The organism is Burkholderia sp. MSMB1835 (assembly GCF_001526365.1).
In the GTDB taxonomy this organism is placed as follows: Bacteria; Pseudomonadota; Gammaproteobacteria; order Burkholderiales; family Burkholderiaceae; genus Burkholderia.
On sequence record NZ_LOYP01000045.1, the window covers coordinates 88,455 to 106,881 of the forward strand.

General features: G+C 68.4%; 21 protein-coding genes and 1 tRNA gene. 11 read left to right on the forward strand and 11 right to left on the reverse strand.

Going from position 1 to position 18,427, the window contains the following annotated elements; all coding sequences use genetic code 11:
* Positions 1-30 precede the first annotated feature (30 nt).
* The 3 genes from WS96_RS20560 (at position 31) to WS96_RS34105 (ending at position 1,683) form a co-directional block, all read left to right on the forward strand.
* Positions 31-1,188 carry an ABC transporter substrate-binding protein gene (locus WS96_RS20560; protein ID WP_059834952.1) on the forward strand — a complete coding sequence of 386 codons (1,158 nt, stop codon included), beginning with the start codon at positions 31-33 and terminating at the stop codon, positions 1,186-1,188.
* A gap of 95 nt (positions 1,189-1,283) precedes the next feature.
* Positions 1,284-1,368: transfer RNA gene (locus WS96_RS20565), tRNA-Leu, on the forward strand.
* 147 nt (positions 1,369-1,515) lie between these two features.
* Positions 1,516-1,683: a hypothetical protein gene (locus WS96_RS34105; RefSeq protein ID WP_179949964.1), complete on the forward strand. Its 168-nt coding sequence runs from the start codon at positions 1,516-1,518 to the stop codon at positions 1,681-1,683.
* Positions 1,684-1,718: 35 nt separating this feature from the next.
* On the opposite strand, the gene WS96_RS20570 is transcribed toward WS96_RS34105, so the two are convergent.
* Positions 1,719-2,621 (reverse strand): LysR family transcriptional regulator, encoded by a 903-nt coding sequence (locus tag WS96_RS20570; protein ID WP_034208157.1) that lies wholly within the window; start codon positions 2,619-2,621, stop codon positions 1,719-1,721.
* A gap of 121 nt (positions 2,622-2,742) precedes the next feature.
* On the opposite strand from WS96_RS20570, the gene WS96_RS20575 reads away from it, so the two are divergent.
* Both WS96_RS20575 and WS96_RS20580 read left to right on the forward strand, forming a co-directional pair.
* The gene (locus tag WS96_RS20575; protein WP_059834954.1) at positions 2,743-3,480 is read left to right on the forward strand and encodes an SDR family oxidoreductase; all 738 of its coding nucleotides are present in this window, start codon (positions 2,743-2,745) and stop codon (positions 3,478-3,480) included.
* Between the two features lie 44 nt (positions 3,481-3,524).
* Complete coding sequence (locus WS96_RS20580) at positions 3,525-4,424, forward strand: SDR family oxidoreductase (protein ID WP_059834955.1); 900 nt, start codon at positions 3,525-3,527, stop codon at positions 4,422-4,424.
* Positions 4,425-4,454: 30 nt separating this feature from the next.
* Here the strand turns inward: WS96_RS20580 and WS96_RS20585 are convergent, their stop codons facing one another.
* A complete protein-coding gene (locus tag WS96_RS20585; RefSeq protein ID WP_059834957.1) occupies positions 4,455-5,345 on the reverse strand; it encodes an alpha/beta fold hydrolase in 891 nt (296 codons plus the stop codon).
* Between the two features lie 112 nt (positions 5,346-5,457).
* Here WS96_RS20585 and WS96_RS20590 point away from each other — a divergent pair, with 112 nt between their 5' ends.
* On the forward strand, positions 5,458-6,345 hold the full coding sequence (locus WS96_RS20590; protein ID WP_059834959.1) for a LysR substrate-binding domain-containing protein: 888 nt from the start codon (positions 5,458-5,460) through the stop codon (positions 6,343-6,345).
* A 108-nt stretch (positions 6,346-6,453) separates the two neighbouring features.
* On the opposite strand, the gene WS96_RS20595 is transcribed toward WS96_RS20590, so the two are convergent.
* The 4 genes from WS96_RS20595 to copC all read right to left on the reverse strand — a co-directional run bounded on the left by WS96_RS20595 (position 6,454) and on the right by copC (position 9,476).
* Positions 6,454-7,383: a LysR family transcriptional regulator gene (locus WS96_RS20595; RefSeq protein ID WP_059834961.1), complete on the reverse strand. Its 930-nt coding sequence runs from the start codon at positions 7,381-7,383 to the stop codon at positions 6,454-6,456.
* Positions 7,384-7,582: 199 nt separating this feature from the next.
* The gene (locus WS96_RS20600) at positions 7,583-8,356 is read right to left on the reverse strand and encodes an SDR family oxidoreductase (protein WP_027785181.1); all 774 of its coding nucleotides are present in this window, start codon (positions 8,354-8,356) and stop codon (positions 7,583-7,585) included.
* 179 nt (positions 8,357-8,535) lie between these two features.
* Positions 8,536-9,036, reverse strand: coding sequence for a DinB family protein (locus tag WS96_RS20605; protein WP_059834963.1), 501 nt, complete (start codon positions 9,034-9,036; stop codon positions 8,536-8,538).
* A gap of 65 nt (positions 9,037-9,101) precedes the next feature.
* Entirely contained in the window at positions 9,102-9,476 is a 375-nt protein-coding gene (gene copC / locus WS96_RS20610; RefSeq protein ID WP_059834965.1) for a copper homeostasis periplasmic binding protein CopC, read from the reverse strand.
* Between the two features lie 114 nt (positions 9,477-9,590).
* On the opposite strand from copC, the gene WS96_RS20615 reads away from it, so the two are divergent.
* Together WS96_RS20615 and WS96_RS20620 are read left to right on the forward strand one after the other, a co-directional pair.
* Positions 9,591-10,307: a 16S rRNA pseudouridine(516) synthase gene (locus WS96_RS20615; RefSeq protein ID WP_059834967.1), complete on the forward strand. Its 717-nt coding sequence runs from the start codon at positions 9,591-9,593 to the stop codon at positions 10,305-10,307.
* Between the two features lie 105 nt (positions 10,308-10,412).
* On the forward strand, positions 10,413-10,601 hold the full coding sequence (locus tag WS96_RS20620) for a hypothetical protein (RefSeq protein ID WP_059834969.1): 189 nt from the start codon (positions 10,413-10,415) through the stop codon (positions 10,599-10,601).
* Here the strand turns inward: WS96_RS20620 and WS96_RS20625 are convergent.
* Complete coding sequence (locus WS96_RS20625; protein WP_059834971.1) at positions 10,584-11,621, reverse strand: NAD-dependent epimerase/dehydratase family protein; 1,038 nt, start codon at positions 11,619-11,621, stop codon at positions 10,584-10,586. The two genes, WS96_RS20620 and WS96_RS20625, sit on opposite strands and share 18 nt — an antisense overlap.
* Before the next feature lie 107 nt (positions 11,622-11,728).
* Here WS96_RS20625 and WS96_RS20630 point away from each other — a divergent pair, with 107 nt between their 5' ends.
* The 3 genes from WS96_RS20630 (at position 11,729) to WS96_RS20640 (ending at position 14,706) form a co-directional block, all read left to right on the forward strand.
* Positions 11,729-12,760 carry a CDP-6-deoxy-delta-3,4-glucoseen reductase gene (locus WS96_RS20630; RefSeq protein ID WP_059504744.1) on the forward strand — a complete coding sequence of 344 codons (1,032 nt, stop codon included), beginning with the start codon at positions 11,729-11,731 and terminating at the stop codon, positions 12,758-12,760.
* A gap of 292 nt (positions 12,761-13,052) precedes the next feature.
* Positions 13,053-14,237, forward strand: a complete 1,185-nt coding sequence (locus tag WS96_RS20635; RefSeq protein WP_059834973.1) for an acetylornithine transaminase — start codon at positions 13,053-13,055, stop codon at positions 14,235-14,237.
* Positions 14,238-14,250: 13 nt separating this feature from the next.
* Complete coding sequence (locus WS96_RS20640; protein WP_034208170.1) at positions 14,251-14,706, forward strand: GNAT family acetyltransferase; 456 nt, start codon at positions 14,251-14,253, stop codon at positions 14,704-14,706.
* A 28-nt stretch (positions 14,707-14,734) separates the two neighbouring features.
* Here the strand turns inward: WS96_RS20640 and WS96_RS20645 are convergent, their stop codons facing one another.
* The 4 genes from WS96_RS20645 to WS96_RS20660 form a co-directional block, all read right to left on the reverse strand.
* The gene (locus tag WS96_RS20645) at positions 14,735-15,406 is read right to left on the reverse strand and encodes a DUF2278 family protein (protein WP_059834975.1); all 672 of its coding nucleotides are present in this window, start codon (positions 15,404-15,406) and stop codon (positions 14,735-14,737) included.
* Positions 15,407-15,725: 319 nt separating this feature from the next.
* A complete protein-coding gene (locus tag WS96_RS20650; protein ID WP_006750046.1) occupies positions 15,726-16,442 on the reverse strand; it encodes an ABC transporter ATP-binding protein in 717 nt (238 codons plus the stop codon).
* Positions 16,442-17,218, reverse strand: coding sequence for an ABC transporter ATP-binding protein (locus WS96_RS20655; RefSeq protein ID WP_034178806.1), 777 nt, complete (start codon positions 17,216-17,218; stop codon positions 16,442-16,444). The genes WS96_RS20650 and WS96_RS20655 overlap by 1 nt, the downstream gene beginning before the upstream one ends.
* Before the next feature lie 23 nt (positions 17,219-17,241).
* The gene (locus WS96_RS20660) at positions 17,242-18,411 is read right to left on the reverse strand and encodes an ABC transporter permease subunit (protein ID WP_059834977.1); all 1,170 of its coding nucleotides are present in this window, start codon (positions 18,409-18,411) and stop codon (positions 17,242-17,244) included.
* Positions 18,412-18,427: the final 16 nt, after the last annotated feature.

The following is an 18,427-nucleotide window of genomic DNA, read 5'->3' on the forward strand; positions in this document are numbered from 1 at the left end:
TCGTTGCCCGACGGACATGGAGATTCCCGCATGACGCTTCCCGCCCAGTTGCGCCGCGCCGCCGGCGCCGCCCTCGTGCTCGCCTGCGCGGTCGCGCATGCCGACCTGAAGGTCGGCGTCGACCTGTCGTCGACCGGCCCGGCCGCCGCGATCGGCATCACGAGCAAGAACGCGATCCTGATGTGGCCGAAGACGATCGCCGGGCAGCCCGTGCAGGTCACGGTGCTCGACGACGCCTCCGATCCGGGCACCGCGGTGCGCAACATCCGCAAGCTGGTGGACGAGGATCACGTCGACGTCGTGGTCGGGCCGAACATCACGCCGGCCGCGCTCGCGGCGCTCGACGCGGTGGCCGCCGCGCAGACGCCGATGATCACGCTGGTCGGCTCGGGCGCGATCGTCGAGCCGCAGGAAGGCGCGCGGACCTGGGCGTTCAAGATGGCGCAGAGCGACCGCGCGATGGCCGACGTGATGACGCGCTACATGGCCAACCACGGCGTGAAGACGGTCGGCTTCATCGGCTTCGCGGACAGCTACGGCGACAGCTGGCTCAACGAATTCACGCGCTTCGCGGACCTGCGCAAGATCCGCGTGGTCGCGACCGAGCGCTTCAACCGCACCGACGCGAGCGTCACCGGCCAGGCGCTGAAGCTGATCGCGGCGAAACCCGATGCGATCCTGATCGCGGGCTCGGGCACGCCGGCCGTGCTGCCGCAGCGCACGCTGATCGAGCGCGGCTACAAGGGCGCGATCTACCAGACGCACGGCATCGCGACGCCGGAATTCATCAAGCTCGGCGGCAAGGACGTCGACGGCACGCTGTTCCCGACCCAGCCGGTGGTCGTCGCGCGCACGCTGCCGGCCGACCATCCAGCGCGCAAGGCCGCGTTGGCATTCGTCGACGCGTATGAAACGAAATACGGCGTCGGCACCGTCACGCAGTTCGCGGGCGATGCGGCGGGCGTCTATCCGCGCCTCGCCGACGCGGTCGGCCGCGCGCTGAAGGCCGCGCAGCCCGGCACGCCCGCGTTCCGCGCGGCGCTGCGGCGCGAACTCGAACGCGCGCACGAGCTCGTCGTGCCGAACGGCGTCGTCAACACGAGCGACAAGGATCACGTGGGGCTCGACCAGCGCGCGAGCGTGATGGGGATCGTGAAACAGGGCCGCTTCGTCTATCTGAGCCAGTGACTCGTACACCGGATGCCGGGTAGCTTGCCCGGCGCCCGGATTTCCGCCATAATCCGCGTTTCGCCGCGCACAACCGCATGCGCGGCCAGAATGACGCCCAGGTGGTGAAATTGGTAGACGCAGGGGACTCAAAATCCCCCGCCGCAAGGCGTGCCGGTTCGATTCCGGCCCTGGGCACCAGTCTTTCGCAGCGTCATCCGCTGCAACGCTCGAAACCCGCGCAAGCTCGCCGCTTCGCGGGTTTTTTGTTTTTGCGCCGCATCGCCGCGACAGACGTCCCGCCCGGCAGTCCAAGCATCAGGGAGATGCCGACCACGGAGGCCGTCCATGTCCATGCGCAGGATTTCATGCCGGATCTGCCGCGCCGTGCTCGCCACCGTGCTGGCGCTGATGCTCGGCGGTTGCGACATACTGAGCGCGCCGCCCGTACCCGACTGGCCCGGGCCGCATGCGCCCTATCCGTTCCCGGACAACCTTCCCCATCGCACCGAATGACCTGACGGCAGCTCTTCACCGTGCAGCCACTTGACTCAGGCCATCAGCTCGCGGACGAAGTCGAGGAACACCCTCACCTTCGCCGACACGAGATTCGACGCGTGGTGATACGCATAAAGCGGGAAAGTCTCGTCCGCCCACTCGGGCAACAACTGCACCAACCGCCCGTCGGCCAGGACGTCCCGCGCATAGAGTTCCAGCAGTTGCGCGATGCCGACGCCGCCCAGGCACGCGCCGAGCAGCCCGCCCGTATCGTTGACCGTCAGCCTGCCGGCGGCGTCGACCGGCACGACTTCCTTGCCGCGATGAAATTCCCATTCGTACGGCCGCCCCGTCACCGGATTGCGGATTAGCACGCACCGGTGACCGTCCGCGAGGTCCCGCGGGTGCCGCGGTTCGCCATGACGCGCGACATAGGCCGCCGACGCGCAGGTCAGCACGCGCGTCTCGACCAGCAGGCGCGCACGATATGACGACGGCTCCGGGATGCCGAAGCGCACGGCCACGTCGAAGCCGTCGGCGACGAGGTCGCCCATCCGGTCGCGCACGCTGATCTCGACGGACAGGTCGGGAAAGCGGTCGAGAAATTCCGCCATCCGCGGCGCGAGCACGTAGTGACCGAACGTGCCGTCCACGTTCACGCGCAGCCGCCCCCTCACGCGCGCCTTCGACTGGCCGGCGTCGAGCGCCGCCTCCTCGATGCCGGCCAGCAGCGGCGCGACCGCCTCGTAAAAGCGCCGCCCTTCGTCGGTCAACGTGATCGCGCGCGCCGTCCGGTTGAAGATCCGGATGCCGACCCGCTGTTCCAGCCGGGCGACGGCGCGGCTCACCGCCGGTTGAGTCAGCCCCATCGCCTCGCCCGCGCGCGCGAAGGTGCCGGCCTCGATCACCGCGGAGAGCACCCCGATACCGCTGAGCAGCCTGCTGTCGAACCCCATGAGACATACTTTCGGTCATTCATTGACTGATCATTATTCATTATTTTTATTGATCGAGGAAGCCTACAGTAGTCCTGTCGCCGGATCGAACGGCATTCATCCCTTCACCAAGGAGCAGGACATGAGCACATCGGAACAGGTCGCCCTCGTCACGGGTTCGTCGCGCGGCATCGGCGCGGAAATCGCCCGCCAGCTCGCCCGGGACGGTTTCCGGGTCGTCGTCAACTATGCCGGCAGCGCCGGCCCGGCCCGCGACGTGGTCGATGCGATCGTCGCCGACGGCGGCCATGCCGTCGCGGTGCAGGCGAACGTCGCCGACCCGGCAGCCGTGGCCGCGCTGTTCGACGCCGCCCGCGATGCATTCGGCGGCATCGACGTGGTGGTCAATTCGGCGGGCGTGATGAAGCTGGCCGCGATCGCCGACTGCGACGACGCGCTGTTCGACGAAACGATCGCCATCAACGTGAAAGGCACGTTCAACGTATGCCGCGAAGCGGCAAAACGGGTGCGCGACGGCGGACGCATCATCAACCTGTCGACCAGCGTGATCGGCATGCGCATGCCGACTTACGGCGTGTACGTCGCAAGCAAGGCGGCGGTCGAAAGCCTCACGCAGGTGCTCGCGCAGGAAATGCGCGGGCGCGGCGTCCGCGTGAACGCCGTCGCGCCGGGACCGGTCGCGACCGAGTTGTTCCTGCAGGGCAAGAGCGCCGAACTCGTCGAGCGGCTCGCGAAGCTGAACCCGCTCGAGCGGCTCGGCCAGCCCGACGACATCGCGCGCGTCGTCGCGTTCCTCGCCGGCCCGGACGGCGCGTGGATCAACGGCCAGATCCTGCGCGCCAACGGCGGCATGTGCTGACGGACCGCCCGCTACCCACTCGTCTTTCCGCCAGGAGATCGCTCATGAAGGAAGTCATCCTCGTCACCGGCGCGTCCAGCGGCTTCGGCCTGCTGACGGCCCAGGCGCTCGCCCGCGCCGGTCACACGGTCTACGCATCGATGCGCGAGAGCGCTGGGCGCAACGCGCCGCGCGTCGCCGCCGTCGCCGCCTATGCGCAAGAACACGGCGTCGACCTGCGCAGCCTCGAGCTCGACGTCGGCGACGATGCGTCGGTCGACGCCGCAATCGATCGCGTGATCGCCGACGACGGCCGTCTGGACGTCGTCGTCCACAACGCCGGCCACATGGTGTTCGGGCCGGCCGAAGCGTTCACGCCCGAACAGCTCGCGCAGCTCTACGACGTCAACGTCGTGTCGACCCAGCGCGTGAACCGCGCGGCGCTGCCGCACCTGCGCGGCCAAGGCCGCGGCCTGCTCGTCTGGGTGTCGTCCTCGTCGGCGCGCGGCGGCACCCCGCCGTTCCTCGCGCCCTACTTCGCCGCGAAAGCCGCGATGGACTCGCTCGCGGTGTCCTACGCGGCCGAACTCGCGCGCTGGGGCATCGAAACGTCGATCGTCGTGCCGGGCGCGTTCACCCGGGGCACGAATCACTTCCTCCATGCGGGCAAGCCGGCCGATACCGCCGTGCAGGCCGCGTACGACAGCGGGCCGTACGCGGGCGTCGCCGATCAGGCATTGAAGGGCCTCGCCGCGCTCGAGCCGGCTAACGCCGATGCGGGCGCCGTCGCCGCGGCGATTGCCGCGCTCGTCGCGGCGCCGGCCGGCAAGCGCCCTTACCGCGTGTTCGTCGACCCGTCGCAGGACGGCGCCGAGGAAGTGTTCCGCGTCGGCGATCGCATCCGCCGCGAGATGTTCAGGAACATCGGGCTCGCCGACCTGCTCGCGCCGCGCGTGCACGGCTGATCCTTCCCGCGCCGGGCCGGCCGGCGCGCATCACCCCCGCTCGCAGAACCCGAGAATCGCGTCCGCGACCGCCGCCGGGGCTTCGCGCTGCGGGAAGTGCCCGACGCCGTCGAGCACCTGCCGCTCGTAACGCCCGGCGAAGAACCGCTCGCGCCCGGCCGAGCTGTCCGGATGATTGCAGGCGTCCGCGCCGCCATGCAGCACGAGCGTCGGTACCGCCAGCACGGGCGCCGGGTTCAGCCGCGCGTCGTCGTCCGCATAGGCCGGCGTGCCCGGCGCGAAGCCCCAGCGCTGCCGGTACGAATGCAGCACGACGTCGATCCAGTCGGGTCCGTCGAATGCGACGGCCGCCGCGTCGAAATCGCCGTCGCGATACCAGCCCGGCGGCGACCACGTATCCCACATCAGGCGCGCGAACGCACGGCGGTCGTCGCGCAGCGCCTGCTCGCCGCGCGGCGTCGCCATGAACCAGTGATACCAGTAGTTGCGCGCCTGCTGCAGCGACAGCGGCTGAGCGGGATCGTTGGTGCCGTACCCGACCGACAGCATCACCAGATGCGATGCGGCCCCGCCGCGCAGCCCGCAGGCGTTCGCGGCCGCGCGGGCGCCCCAGTCGTGCCCGACCAGCACGGGCCGCTCGATACCGAGCGCGTCGACGAATTCGAGCAGGTCGCGCCCGAGCGCCGCGAGCTGACCGCTGCGCGGCACGGACGCATCGCGAAAGCGCGTCGGCGCAAAACCGCGCAATGCGGGCGCGAGCACGCGGTAGCCGTGTGTGGCGAGTGCCGAAGCCACCGCCTCCCAGCCGACCGGGCTGTCCGGCCAGCCGTGCAGCAGCACGGCGACGCGTTCGCCGCGCGGGTTCCATTCGAGATAGGCAATGTCGAGCGACGCGGTCGTCGCATGTGCATAGGTCGTCATCGGGTCCTCCAGCAGGTCAAGGTCGGCATGAACGTACGATGGTAGGCCGGCCTTTCATCACGATTCGCGGAGTATCATGAATTACTCTTCAAATATTGCGTTGAATCGATCCATGGAACCACCGACCGACCCCGCATCGTCCGCGCTCGACATCGCGCTGCTGCGCACCTTTCTCGAAGTGGTCGACAGTCGTGGGTTCGCGCCGGCCGCCGAGCGCCTCGCGCTGACGCCGTCGGCCGTCAGCGGCCACATCAAGCGGCTGGAACAGGCGGCCGGCACCGTGCTGCTCGCGCGCACGACACGCCGTATCGCGCTGACGCCGGCCGGCGACACGCTGTACGCGTACGCGCGCAACATCGTCGACATGGAGAGCGAAGTGCGCGCGCGGCTGCGCGGCGCGCCGGCGCACGGGCCGCTGCGGGTCGGTGCGTCGGAGGATTTCGCGGGCACGTGGCTGCCGCAGGTGCTGCGCACGTTCCGCGACCGCCATCCGCGCACCTCGATCGAACTGAAGGTCGGCATCACCGCGTCGCTGTTGCGGGAGCAATCGCTGGGCCGGCTCGACGTCGTGTTCGGCAAGCAGTGCCGACAGGTCGACACGCCCGGCGAACTGCTGTGGGAGGAACCGCTCGTGTGGGCATTCGCGGCCGATACGGCGCTCGATGCCGACGAAGGCGTGCCACTCGCGCTGTTTCCGGAGCCGTGCGTGTATCGGCAAGCCGCGGTGTCCGCGCTCGCCGCGGCGCTGCGGCCGTTTCGCGTGCTGTTCGAAAGCGGGAGCATGGCCGGCTGCATGTCGGCCGCGCTCGCCGGTTTCGCGGTCACGGCGCTCGCGCGCAGCCAGTTGCGCGACGGCCTGCGCGAGTGCGGGCCGCACGACGGCCTGCCGGCGCTGCCGGCCGCACGCTTTTACGCATTCGCGTCGAAACCCGCGGGCGTCGGCGCCGCGCTGATCGACGCGGTACGGGCCACCGGGCGCACCCGGCAGTTCGCCGCTTGAGCATGCGCGGCGCGGTCGCCGCACGGCCGCCGCGCGCCGGTGCCGATCGGCCGCGTCCCGAGCCGGCGAACGGCGGGACGGCGCGCGGATACCGGCACGATGCCGCCTTCAGTCGCCGCCGCCGCTCGCGCCCGCGTCGTTCAACGCATCGGCCATCAACTCGCCGAACCACTCGATGAACGCGTTGAGCCGCCTCGAGCGATGCCGGCGGTGCGGATACACGGCCGCCACGTCCATCGGCTCGGCGCGGTGGCCGGGCATCACGTCGACGAGTGCGCCGCTTGCCAGCAGATGCTCGACGTCGAAGCGCGGAATCTGGATCAGCCCCATTCCCGCGATGCAGCTGGCGATATAGGTTTCGGCGTTGTTGACGATCACGCGGCTCGGCAGCGTCAGTTCGTGCCGCTGTCCGTCCGCGCAGTATTCCCAGCCGAGCTCGCGCCCCGTCGTCGGCGACGCATAGCCGATCGCCCAGTGCCCGTGCGCGAGCGCATCCGGATGCTCGGGCACGCCGCATTCGCGCAGGTAGTCGGGGCTCGCGCAGTTGATCAGCGCGAACTGCCCGAGCGGCCGCACGACGAGGCTGCTGTCCGCGAGCCGCCCGACGCGGATCGCGCAATCGACCCCCTCCTGCACGAGGTCGATCGTGCGGTCCGTCGAGCCGAGCGACAGTTGCAGCTTCGGGTGGCGGCGAAACAGCGACGGCAGCGCGGGCGCCACGACGCGGCGCGCGATCCGGCTCGGCACGTCGACGTTCAGCCGCCCGACCACGTCGCGGTCGCGACGCCGAAACAGGCGGTCGAGTTCGTCGGCTTCCGCGAGCAGGCGCCGGCCGCGTTCGAGCAGCAGCGCGCCGTCGGCGGTCAACTGCACCTGGCGCGTCGTGCGATGCAACAGGCGGGTGCCGAGCGCCGTCTCGAGCTGCTGGACGGCCGCCGACACGGTCGCGCGCGGCACGTCGAGCGCATGCGCGGCCTTGATGAAGCTGCCCATCTCGGCAACCTGCAGGAAGATCCTGACCTGATCCAGCTTGTCCATCGGTGGGAAACCCGGGTGCGAACGGTCGCGGCCGCCGGCTGCCGCGCATTCGCGGCCGGCTTCGGCGACACAGGGAAAACGGGCGCGCGGCCTCGTGACCGCGCGCCCGTCCATTGTCCACGCAAACGCGCCATTGCGGTGCGCCGCGCGGCCGCAACGGCCGCCGGCGCGGCCCGTGAGCGGCCCGTGAGCGGCCCGGTTACTTGGTCGTATAGCCGCCGTTGATCAGGATCGTCTGGCCCGTGATCCACCACCCGTCGGTCACGAGATGGCGGATGAACGGCACGACGTCCTCGATGTCGGTCAGCCCCGTCTTGCTGAACGGCGACAGCGCGGCGGCCGTCTTGTGGTACGCGACCGCATCGGCGCCTTCGGCCGGATAGAAGAACGGCGTGTCCATCGGGCCCGGCCCGACGGCCGTCACCGAGATGCCGCGCGCGCCGTATTCCTTCGACGCCGCGCGCGTGAAGTGCTCGACCGGCGCCTTCGACCCTTCGTACGCCGCGTAGAACGGCGTGAACGCGCCGAGCAGCGACGTCACGAGCGTGACGAGCTTGCCGTGATCCTCGAGGTGCCGCCCGGCTTCCTTGATGAAGAAGAACGCCGACTTGCTGTTGACCGCGAACATCTCGTCGTACTCGGCCTCGCTGATCTCGGTGAACGGCTTCTTCAGCACCTTGCCGACCGTGTTGATCGCGATGTCGATCTTGCCGAAGCGCTGCTTCGCGTCGTCGAACAGCTTCTCGACCGCGGCAGCCGTCGTCAGGTCCGCCTGGAACGTCGCGGCTTGCGCGCCGGCCGCGCGCACCGCGGCGGCCGTCTCCTCGGCCTGCGCCTGCGATGCCGCGCTGTTGTAGTGAATCGCCACCGCCTTCGCGCCGTGGCCAGCCAGGTCCCGGGCGATCAGGCCGCCGAGATTCTTTGCGCCGCCTGCGATCAGGACGACCTTGTCTGCGAGCGTATGCGTTGCCACGGTTGACTCCTTTTTTCGGTGAACGAAGCTTGGAGTGTAGGCATGCGCGAGCCGCCGGTCAGCCGGCCGCGGCTGGATGGATTATCCAGAAAAACGATCCAATCGAAGCAATCCAAGGCGGACTGCCGCACCGACAAGCGCGCCGGATTGCGCGGTCGATCGCACGGCCGCCGGCCGGCTCAGCGTGCGTACAGCGCCGCGTCGATCTTGCCGAGCAGCCACTGCATGCCGGCCAGATGCTGCTGATCGTGGCTGCACAGGTAATGGACGAGCCCACGCACGGTCAGCGCACCGTAGCCGTCGAACTCGCCGGTACGCTCGAACTGTTCGGGCGTGAGGCGCGACAGCAACTCCAGCGTCTCGCGCCGCGCGTCGCGAATCGCCGCGAGCACGTCGGACGCATACGCGTCGTTGTAGCGCCGCTCGATCGCGAGCGCGTCGCCGTCGATCGAGACGAGCCGCGGCCGGTCTTCGTCGAGCATGCGGCGCAGCCGCACGTGATAGCCGTCGATCTCGATGTCGCGCACGTGGCAGAGCTGCCCGAGCGGCGAGAAATGCTCGCTCGGAATGCCGGCCCAGTCGTCGGGTGTCCAGCGCGCATAGCCGTCGGGGACGGCCGCGAAATGCGCTTCGAGCTGGCGGGGAAAATCGGCGAGTGCGTCGAGCGTCGTCGGATTCATGCCGGAGACTCCTGTCGGATAAAGGCGGGGGGCAATCCTGGCACGGGCTTGCCGCCGCCGTTGCGTCACTTCACGCCGAAGCCGTACTCGCCCTGCGTGCGATGCCCGTCGGTCGCGACGGCCGCCCACTTCACCGTGTACGCGCCCGTGCCGAGCGCCGCGAGCGGCACCGTCATCCGCTTGCGGTTCGACGCGTCGATGCGCGCGCGGCCGTTCGACACCGTCTTGCCGTCGCCGTCGACGACGACGATCGAACTGAATGCCGGCTCCAGCGGCTCGGTGAAGTCGATCGTGACGGCCGCCGGTGCGGCTGCCAGCGCGGCGCCCGCCGGCGGATCGCTCTTCGCGAGATGCGCATGCGCGAACGCGGTCGACGAAACGGTCGCGGCGACGATGACGGCGGCAGCATGGCGGCCGAACGGGAATGAATCGAAAGGCATGGGCTTTCCGTGAAGAATGAACGGGCGCCGCGCGCCGCGCAGCGTTCCGGCAGCTTACCAGCGCATGCGCGTCCATGCCGGCCCTGCGCCGGTGCTTGATAGAATGCGCGCGCTATGGATCTCGAAAGCATTCTCTACACCCAGGGCTTCGGCTCGCGCCGCCAGTGCCGCGGCCTGATCGAAGCAGGCCGCGTCGCCGTCGCCGGCGCGGCCGCGACCGACCCGGACGCCAGCTTCGATACCGACGGCCTCGTGTTCGAGGTCGACGATACGGCATGGCCGTTCCATGCGCGCGCGTATCTCGCGCTCAACAAGCCGGCCGGCTACGAGTGTTCGCGCGATCCGCAGCACCATGCGAGCGTGTTCAGCCTGTTGCCCGCGCCGCTCGTCGCACGCGGCGTGCAGTGCGTCGGCCGGCTCGACCAGGACACGACCGGCCTGCTGCTGCTGTCCGACGACGGCCAGTTCGTGCACGCGTACACGTCGCCGAAGCGCAAGGTGCCGAAGACCTACGTCGCGACCGTACGCCACCCGCTCGACGACACGCAACTGCAGGCGCTGCGCACCGGCGTGCAATTGCATGGCGAGCCGAAGCCGATCGCGGCCGTCGCCGCCGCCGCCCGCGACACGCGCTCGCTCGCGCTGACCGTGCTCGAAGGCAAGTACCACCAGGTCAAGCGGATGGTCGCGGCGGCGAGCAACCGCGTCGAGTCGCTGCATCGCGAAAGCATCGGCGGCTTCGCGCTGCCGGGCGATCTCGCACCCGGCGCATGGCGGTGGCTCGCCGAAGCCGACCTTGCCGCGCTGCGCAATCCCGTCCAAACCCTGTAAGGGAAAATCCGCACGACCGTTCGGCATCCGACCGCCCCTGAGCCGCAGGTTCCCCCGCTATACTGAAATCACAAGCTGCAAGAGCAGCGATGCAGGGGGGACATCATGAACATCAACCATTCTTTCGAACTGTCGTCGGTGATGATCGCGTTCGCGGTCATCGGCGTCATCGCGATCGGCGGCCTGCTGGTCACGATGCATCTGAAGCACAAGTATCATCCGAACCTGATCGGCGCGCTGATCGGTGCGCTGCTGTGCTTCCTGCTGATCGAGGCGTTACCGGCGCTTACCTGACGCGCTGCCCGGCGCGAGCGTTTGAAGGAAATCGTCTACGGTCGGATAGCGCAACGTCACGCACAATTCGGCCTTGAGCCGTGCGTTGGACAAGCGCCGCGACTCGCGCATGAACGACAGCAGCGTCGGCTCGAGCAGGCGCTCCGCGTCCGCGCGGCTGACGCGCGGCGGCCTCGGCAGGCCGAGCGCCTGCGCGACCCGGTCGAAATACTCCCCCATCCGCAGTTCGGTGTCGTCCGACGCGTGCACGACGCGCGCCGGCTTGCCGCGCTCGGCCGCACGGCGCAGGATCGCCGCGAGATCGTCCGCGTGGATGTGGTTCGTGTACACGTCGTCGGCCGGCTCGAGCGCTGGCGTGCCGCGCTCGAGCCGCGCGAGCGGCAGGCGGTTCGCCGCATAGATGCCGGGAATGCGCACGATGCGCGCCGACAACGCGCCGCGCACCGTCGCCGCGCGCAGTTGCCGCTCGGCCGACACGCGCCGGAACGCGCGCGGGTTCGCGGGGCGCAGGGGTTGCGTTTCGTCGATGCGCGCGCCGCCGCAATCGCCGTAGACGCCCGTCGTACTGGCGTAGACGAGCCTCGGCGCGCGAAGACCGTCGGGTACAATACGCGCTGCCCGAACGGGCGCGCCGGCCTGTCGCGCCGCGCTGCGCAGCGTTCGGAGCCGGCCGGCCGCCGGTGCCGGCGGCGGCGCCGGCCGACGCGCGGGCATGGACGTTGCGGCGATCAGCGCACGCGTGCGCCGGTCGTCGCGGCCGTCGGATTGCGGCGGCGCGAGATGCAGGATCGTGCGGGCGAGGCCCGCGAGGCGGCCGAGCGTCGCCGGGCGATCGAGATCGCCGACGATCGGCGTCGCGCCCACGGCGCGCAGTTCGTCGCGGCGGGCCGGGTGGCTCGTCAGCGCGAAGATGCGCAGATTGCGGCGCGCGTCACGCCATTGCGCGACGCAGCGCATGCCGACGTCGCCGCAGCCGACGATCAGTACGCGCGGCCGGCGCAGGATTCGTGTCGCGATCATGTTGGTTGCGAAATCAGTAGCCGCCGTTGCGCGACGCGCAACGGTTTTGCATTGTAGCTGCCGTGCGCGACACGCACGGTCCCCCCATTTTGTTCTAGTTTGGTTCTATGGCATTCAACGTCACTCTCAAGCAAAGCGGCCGGCAATTCCAGGTCGAGTCGGACGAAACCGTGCTGGCGGCCGCGCTACGCCAGAACGTCCATCTGCCGTACGGCTGCAAGAACGGCGCGTGCGGCTCCTGCAAGGGCCAGATCGTGTCGGGCCAGATCGAACAGGGCCCGCATGCCGCGTCGGCGCTGTCCAACGACGAACGCACGCGCGGCCTCGCGCTGCTGTGCTGCTCGAAGGCGCAATGCGATCTCGAGATCGACGTGCGCGAGATCGCCGGCGTCGACGGCGTGCAGGTCAAGAAGCTGCCGTGCCGGATCGCCGCGCTCGAACGCAAGGCGGACGACGTGATGGTCGTGAAGCTGCAGTTGCCGGCCAACGAACGCCTGCAGTACCTCGCGGGCCAGTACGTCGAATTCATCCTGAAGGACGGCTCGCGCCGCAGCTACTCGATGGCGAACGCGCCGCACGAGGAAGGCCCGATCGAGCTGCACATCCGCCACATGCCGGGCGGCAAGTTCACCGATCACGTGTTCGGTGCGATGAAGGAGCGCGACATCCTGCGCTTCGAAGGCCCGCTCGGCACGTTCTTCCTGCGCGAGGATTCCGACAAGCCGATCGTGCTGCTCGCGTCGGGCACCGGCTTCGCGCCGATCAAGGCGATCATCGAGCACGTGAAGCACTCGGGCATCACGCGCCCGATGACGCTCTACTGGGGCGCGCGCCGCAAGAAGGACATCTACCTCGCCGAACTCGCCGAGCAGTGGGCGCGCGACATCCCGAACTTCAAGTACGTGCCGGTGCTCTCCGAGCCGGACGATGCCGACCAGTGGACGGGCCGCACGGGCTTCGTCCATCGCGCGGTGATCGAGGACCTGCCCGATCTGTCGGGCCACCAGGTGTACGCGTGCGGCGCGCCGGTGATGGTCGAATCCGCGCAGCGCGACTTCACGCAGCACCACGCGCTGCCGGCCGACGAGTTCTACGCGGACTCGTTCACGAGCGCCGCCGATCTCGCGCATCCGGTCTGAGCGCCGGGCGCGCCCGCGCCCCGCTGCGCGCCGCCCGTGTCACATTCGTGGCATCGCGGCGGTTTACAGTGGGGCGCGGGATGCCTTATGCTTGCGCACATGAACCGCTTCCTGTCCGCTCTCCGACGTCGCCGCTCGCCGCTCCGCCCGGATGCCGCCGGCTCGTCACGGACTCGCGCGTAACCCTCCTCCGCTTCACCGGTTACGCACAAGCTGTTCGACCCACCAGCCACGGCCTTCCGTGGCTTTTTTATTGCCCGTTTCCTTTCAACGCCCGCTGGAGTCTGCCGCCATGCCCCTGAACGATTATCCGATCGACTCGCTGATGTACATCACGAACCGCCCCGACATCGTGTTTACGCACGGCAAGGGTTCGTGGCTCTACGATCACACGGGCAAGCGCTATCTGGACTTCATCCAGGGCTGGGCCGTCAACAGCCTCGGCCATTGCAACGACGGTGTCGTCGACGCACTGAAAACGCAGGCCGACAAGCTGCTGAACCCGTCGCCGGCGTTCTACAACGAGCCGATGGCGAAGCTCGCGGCGCTGCTCACGCAGCACAGCGTGTTCGACAAGGTGTTCTTCACGAACAGCGGCGCGGAAGCGAACGAAGGCGCGATCAAGCTCGCGCGCAAGTGGGGCCGCAAGTTCAGGAACGGCGCGTACGAGATCATCACGTTCGATCACAGCTTCCACGGCCGCACGCTCGCGACGATGTCGGCGAGCGGCAAGCCGGGCTGGGACACGATCTACGCGCCGCAGGTGCCGGGCTTCCCGAAGGCCGAACTGAACAACATCAACTCGGTCGAGAAGCTGATCACCGACAAGACCGTCGCGGTGATGCTCGAACCGATCCAGGGCGAAGGCGGCGTGATTCCGGCCACGCGCGAATTCATGCGCGAGCTGCGCGCGCTGACGAAACAGCACAACCTGCTGCTGATCGTCGACGAAGTGCAGAGCGGCTGCGGTCGCGCGGGCACGCTGTTCGCGTACGAACTCGCCGATATCGAGCCGGACGTCATGACGCTCGGCAAGGGCATCGGCAGCGGCGTGCCGCTCGCGGCGCTGCTGTCGAAGGCCGATGTCGCGGTGTTCGAGGCCGGCGACCAGGGCGGCACGTACAACGGCAACCCGCTGATGACGGCGGTCGGTTATTCGGTCATCTCGCAGCTCGTCGCGCCCGGCTTCCTCGAAGGCGTGCGCGAGCGCGGCGAATATCTGAAGCGCAAGCTGCTCGAGCTGTCGGAGGAGCGCGGCTTTGAGGGCGAACGCGGCGAAGGCCTGCTGCGCGCGCTGCTGCTCGGCAAGGACATCGGCCCGCAGATCGTCGAGAAGGCGCGCGACATGCAGCCCGACGGCCTGCTGCTGAATGCCGCGCGGCCGAACCTGCTGCGCTTCATGCCCGCGCTGAACGTGACGACCGAAGAAATCGACCGGATGATGGCGATGCTGCGGTCGATCCTCGACACGCTGTAAGGAGACCGCCGCGATGGATGCCGCCGCCGATGCTGTCGTGATCCGCCCGTTCGAACGCGCCGACACCGATGCCGTCCTCGCGGTATGGCGCGACGCGTTCCCGCAGTACGACGAAGCCGGTGCGCCGCCGCACCGCGATCCGCTACGATCGATCGAGCTGAAGCTCGCGACGCAGCCGGAGCTGTTCTTCGTCGCGACCAGCGGGGCGCGCGTCGTCGGCACGCTGATGGCCGGTTTCGACGGACATCGCGGCTGGCTCTATTCGTTCGGCGTCGCGAACGACGTACGCCGGCTCGGCGTCGGCCGCGCGCTGATCGCGCATGCGGAGCGCGCGCTCGCCGCGCGCGGCTGCCTGAAGATCAACCTGCAGGTACTGCCCGGCAACGACGATGCATGCCGCTTCTACGCGGCGCTCGGCTATCGCGTCGAGGAACGCATCTCGTTCGGCAAGACGCTGCCCGCCGCGTAACGCGGCCGCCGGCCGCGGCACGGCTGGCTCAGCGCGTGATCGACCCCGCGCCCGGCAGCGGATTGCCGAGCGCGTCGGTCGGCACGGCCTGCTGCTCGAACGCCGCGAAATACGCGGCCCACTGCGTGTCGCTCACGCGCACGATCAGCGCGCCGTCCTGCCACACGTCGTTGTGGTCGTTGCGGTCGTTGCCCGCACGGTGCAGGTAGTTCGAGCCGGTCGAGCCCTGGTTCATGTGCGTGTCGTGGATGCCGTTGCCTTGCGCATACGTGCGGCCGAACACGACCACGTCGAGCCCTTGCGACTGGGCGGCATTGACGAGCCGCAGCAGCGACGGAATCGGCTCCGCGTGCTCGGTGCCGTCCATCACGGCGCTCGCGCGCCATGCCCCCGTCTCGTTCAGGATGTCGCTGCGCAGATAGTCGAGCGCAGGTAGCGCGGTGTGCCCGGTGAGGTCCGTATAGCCTTCGGCCGCGGCCGCCAGCGTCGCCGTGATCGGATGATGGAAATCGTAGACGAGCTTGTAGTTCAGCAGGTCGTCCGCATCGTTGGTGCCGACGTTGATCGCGACATCCCAGTCGCCGCTCGGCAACGCGAGCGTCAGGTGGATGTGATACTGGATCTCGCTGCCGTGCGGCGAGCCCTTCAGCTGCGCCACCGACGTCACCTTCGCCTTCACGAAACCGTAGTCCAGACTCATGCGTGCTCTCCGTATCGCGATGGATCGACCATGTTACGCCGCCCGCGTGTCGGTTTGCGGACGGCCGATGGCGGACGGCCGGTGGCGGACGGCCGGTCGCGGATGGCCGGTCGCGGACGGCTGCCGGCAAACCGACACGCTGCCGTGTCCCGCACCGCGTCGCCGGCCTCGCTACCCGATGAATGGAGTCGCATCCGCGATGCACAGTTCGCCGCCGGACACGCCGGACGAAAAAAAGGCTGTCACGGCAACCCGTGACAGCCTTTCGACAGCCCTTGCGCGGCGCGCCGGCATCCGCCGCCGCGCCAGGCCCGCTCATTCATTCGCCGAGATACGCAGCCCGCACCTTCGGATCGTCGAGCATCTGCTTCGCGTCGCCTTCCATCGTGACCGTGCCCGAATCCATCACGTAGCCGCGGTCGGCCGCCTGCAGCGCGAGGCGTGCGTTCTGCTCGACCAGCAGCACCGTGATGCCTTCCTTCGAGATCTCGCGCACCACTTCGAAGATCTTCTCGACCATGATCGGCGACAGGCCCATCGACGGCTCGTCGAGCAGCAGCAGCTTCGGCTTGGAGAGAATCGCGCGCGACATCGCCAGCATCTGCTGCTCGCCGCCCGACAGCGTGCCCGCGAGCTGCGTCGCCCGTTCCTTCAGGCGCGGGAAGAAGCCGAACATCCGGTCGACGTCCTTCTTGATCTGCTCGTTGTCGTTGCGCAGGTACGCGCCCATCTGCATGTTCTCGATGATCGACATCCGCGCGAAGATCCCGCGGCCTTCCGGCACCATCGCGAGGCCCCGCTTGAGCAGTTCGTGCGACGGCACGCCCTTGATCGACTTGCCGTCGTACTCGATGTCGCCCGCCGAGTACGGCTTCAGGCCGGTGATCGCCTTCATCGTCGTGGTCTTGCCGGCGCCGTTCGCACCGATCAGCGTCACGAGCTCGCCCTGACGGACTTCCATGTCAACGCCCTTGACGGCCTGAATGCCGCCGTAGTTGACCTGCAAGCCCTTGATTTTCAACATTGCCGCTGCCATCAGTGCACCCCTGCGCCGAGATATGCCTCAATCACCTTCGGATTCTTCTGCACGTCCTGCGGCAGACCCTCGGCGATCACCTTGCCGTAATCGAGCACCGTCATCCGGTTGCACAGCCCCATCACGAGCTTCACGTCGTGCTCGATCAGCAGGATCGTGCGGCCGTCCGAGCGGATCTTGTCGAGCAGGCGCGTGAGTTCGACCTTCTCGGTCGCGTTCATCCCGGCGGCCGGCTCGTCGAGCGCGAGCAGCTTCGGATCGGTCGCGAGGGCCCGTGCGATTTCCAGACGACGCTGGTGACCGTACGACAGGTTGCGCGACGTGTAGTCGGCGTACTGCAGCACGCCGACGTATTCGAGCAGCTCGATCGCGCGTTCCTTGATCTCGCGCTCTTCCTGGCGTTCGGCCGGCGTCTGGAACACCGCGCCGAGCAGCCCGTGCTTGGTGCGCACGTGGCGGCCCACCATCACGTTCTCGAGCGCCGTCATCCCGCCGAACAGGCGGATGTTCTGGAACGTGCGCGCGATGCCGGCCTTGGCCACCTGGTGCACGGCCGTCGGCGTGTAGTTCTGGCCGTCCAGCTTGAAGTCGCCGGAGTCCGGCGTGTAGAGGCCCGTGATCACGTTGAAGAACGTCGTCTTGCCGGCGCCGTTCGGCCCGATCAGGCCGTAGATCTCGCCTTCCTTGATCTGCAGGCCGACGTCGGACAGCGCCTGCAGGCCGCCGAAACGCTTGTTCACGCCCTGTACGGACAGTCGGATTTGCTTGTCGCTCATGTGTGTATCCCCTTGTCCGTCGGTTAAGCGCGCACCGGCTTCTTGCTGTTGCGCTTCGCCAGTTTCGCGATCTTGTCCTCATGCTTCGGCGCGGGCCACAGGCCTTCCGAGCGGTACAGCATGATGATCACCATCGCGAGGCCGTACAGCGCCTGACGGATCACTTCGGTATCGACGACGTCATGACCGAACAGCGCGTGCTGCAGCGGGCTCATCGTCGAGCGCAGGAATTCCGGGAAGATCGCGAGCAGCACCGCACCCAGGATCACGCCCGGGATATGGCCCATGCCGCCGAGCACCACGCAGGCGAGCACGACGATTGATTCCCAGAACGTGAACGACTCGGGCGACACGAAGCCCTGGAACGCGCCGAACATCGAGCCCGACAGGCCGCCGAACGACGCGCCCATCGCGAACGCGAGCAGCTTCACGTTACGGGTGTTGATGCCCATCGCCTTCGCCGCGATCTCGTCTTCGCGGATCGCTGCCCACGCACGGCCGATACGCGAGTGCTGCAGACGCGTACACACCCAGATCACCAGCAGCGAGCAGAGCACGAACAGGTAGTAGTACATGTAGACCGACGGCAGCTGGAAGCCGAACAGCGTATGCGTCTGCGACAGGTTGAAGCCGCCGACGTGCACCGGGTCGATGCCCGTGATCCCCTTCGGGCCGTTGGTGATGTTCACCGGACGGTCGAGGTTGTTCATGAAGATCCGGACGATTTCACCGAAGCCGAGCGTCACGATCGCCAGATAGTCGCCGCGCAGGCGCAGCGTCGGCGCGCCGAGCAGGATCCCGAAGGTCGCCGCGAGCGCCATCGCGATCGGCACGATGATCAGGAACGGCACGTGCAGGCCGTTCGGCGCGAGCGCCGCGATCCACTCGAATTGCGAGGTCAGGTGCGGCGAGCTCAGCAGTGCCGCCGTGTACGCGCCCACCGCGTAGAACGCGATGTAGCCGAGGTCGAGCAGGCCGGCGAAGCCGACCACCACGTTCAGGCCCAGCGCGAGCATCACGTACAGCATCGCGAAGTCGAGCACGCGGACCCAGTAGTTGCCGCCGGCCGAGCCGATCACGATCGGCGCGGTGATCACGAGGACCGCGGTGAGAAGGCCGATGACGACGGTCTTGGCGGTGTTGCGCTCTTCGACGAGCGACGTCGACGATTCGATCGGTTGAATGGATGTCATGTTGTTTGCTCCCCTT

What these genes read in the sequence shown, in the direction of transcription:
- WS96_RS20560 (WP_059834952.1), top strand. Translation starts at nt 31, where the DNA reads ATGACGCTTCCCGCCCAGTTGCGCCGCGCCGCCGGCGCCGCCCTCGTG.
- WS96_RS34105 (WP_179949964.1), top strand. Translation starts at nt 1,516, where the DNA reads ATGTCCATGCGCAGGATTTCATGCCGGATCTGCCGCGCCGTGCTCGCC.
- WS96_RS20570 (WP_034208157.1), bottom strand. Translation starts at nt 2,621, where the DNA reads ATGGGGTTCGACAGCAGGCTGCTCAGCGGTATCGGGGTGCTCTCCGCG.
- WS96_RS20575 (WP_059834954.1), top strand. Translation starts at nt 2,743, where the DNA reads ATGAGCACATCGGAACAGGTCGCCCTCGTCACGGGTTCGTCGCGCGGC.
- WS96_RS20580 (WP_059834955.1), top strand. Translation starts at nt 3,525, where the DNA reads ATGAAGGAAGTCATCCTCGTCACCGGCGCGTCCAGCGGCTTCGGCCTG.
- WS96_RS20585 (WP_059834957.1), bottom strand. Translation starts at nt 5,345, where the DNA reads ATGACGACCTATGCACATGCGACGACCGCGTCGCTCGACATTGCCTAT.
- WS96_RS20590 (WP_059834959.1), top strand. Translation starts at nt 5,458, where the DNA reads ATGGAACCACCGACCGACCCCGCATCGTCCGCGCTCGACATCGCGCTG.
- WS96_RS20595 (WP_059834961.1), bottom strand. Translation starts at nt 7,383, where the DNA reads ATGGACAAGCTGGATCAGGTCAGGATCTTCCTGCAGGTTGCCGAGATG.
- WS96_RS20605 (WP_059834963.1), bottom strand. Translation starts at nt 9,036, where the DNA reads ATGAATCCGACGACGCTCGACGCACTCGCCGATTTTCCCCGCCAGCTC.
- copC (WP_059834965.1), bottom strand. Translation starts at nt 9,476, where the DNA reads ATGCCTTTCGATTCATTCCCGTTCGGCCGCCATGCTGCCGCCGTCATC.
- WS96_RS20615 (WP_059834967.1), top strand. Translation starts at nt 9,591, where the DNA reads ATGGATCTCGAAAGCATTCTCTACACCCAGGGCTTCGGCTCGCGCCGC.
- WS96_RS20620 (WP_059834969.1), top strand. Translation starts at nt 10,413, where the DNA reads ATGAACATCAACCATTCTTTCGAACTGTCGTCGGTGATGATCGCGTTC.
- WS96_RS20625 (WP_059834971.1), bottom strand. Translation starts at nt 11,621, where the DNA reads ATGATCGCGACACGAATCCTGCGCCGGCCGCGCGTACTGATCGTCGGC.
- WS96_RS20630 (WP_059504744.1), top strand. Translation starts at nt 11,729, where the DNA reads ATGGCATTCAACGTCACTCTCAAGCAAAGCGGCCGGCAATTCCAGGTC.
- WS96_RS20635 (WP_059834973.1), top strand. Translation starts at nt 13,053, where the DNA reads ATGCCCCTGAACGATTATCCGATCGACTCGCTGATGTACATCACGAAC.
- WS96_RS20640 (WP_034208170.1), top strand. Translation starts at nt 14,251, where the DNA reads ATGGATGCCGCCGCCGATGCTGTCGTGATCCGCCCGTTCGAACGCGCC.
- WS96_RS20645 (WP_059834975.1), bottom strand. Translation starts at nt 15,406, where the DNA reads ATGAGTCTGGACTACGGTTTCGTGAAGGCGAAGGTGACGTCGGTGGCG.
- WS96_RS20650 (WP_006750046.1), bottom strand. Translation starts at nt 16,442, where the DNA reads ATGGCAGCGGCAATGTTGAAAATCAAGGGCTTGCAGGTCAACTACGGC.
- WS96_RS20655 (WP_034178806.1), bottom strand. Translation starts at nt 17,218, where the DNA reads ATGAGCGACAAGCAAATCCGACTGTCCGTACAGGGCGTGAACAAGCGT.
- WS96_RS20660 (WP_059834977.1), bottom strand. Translation starts at nt 18,411, where the DNA reads ATGACATCCATTCAACCGATCGAATCGTCGACGTCGCTCGTCGAAGAG.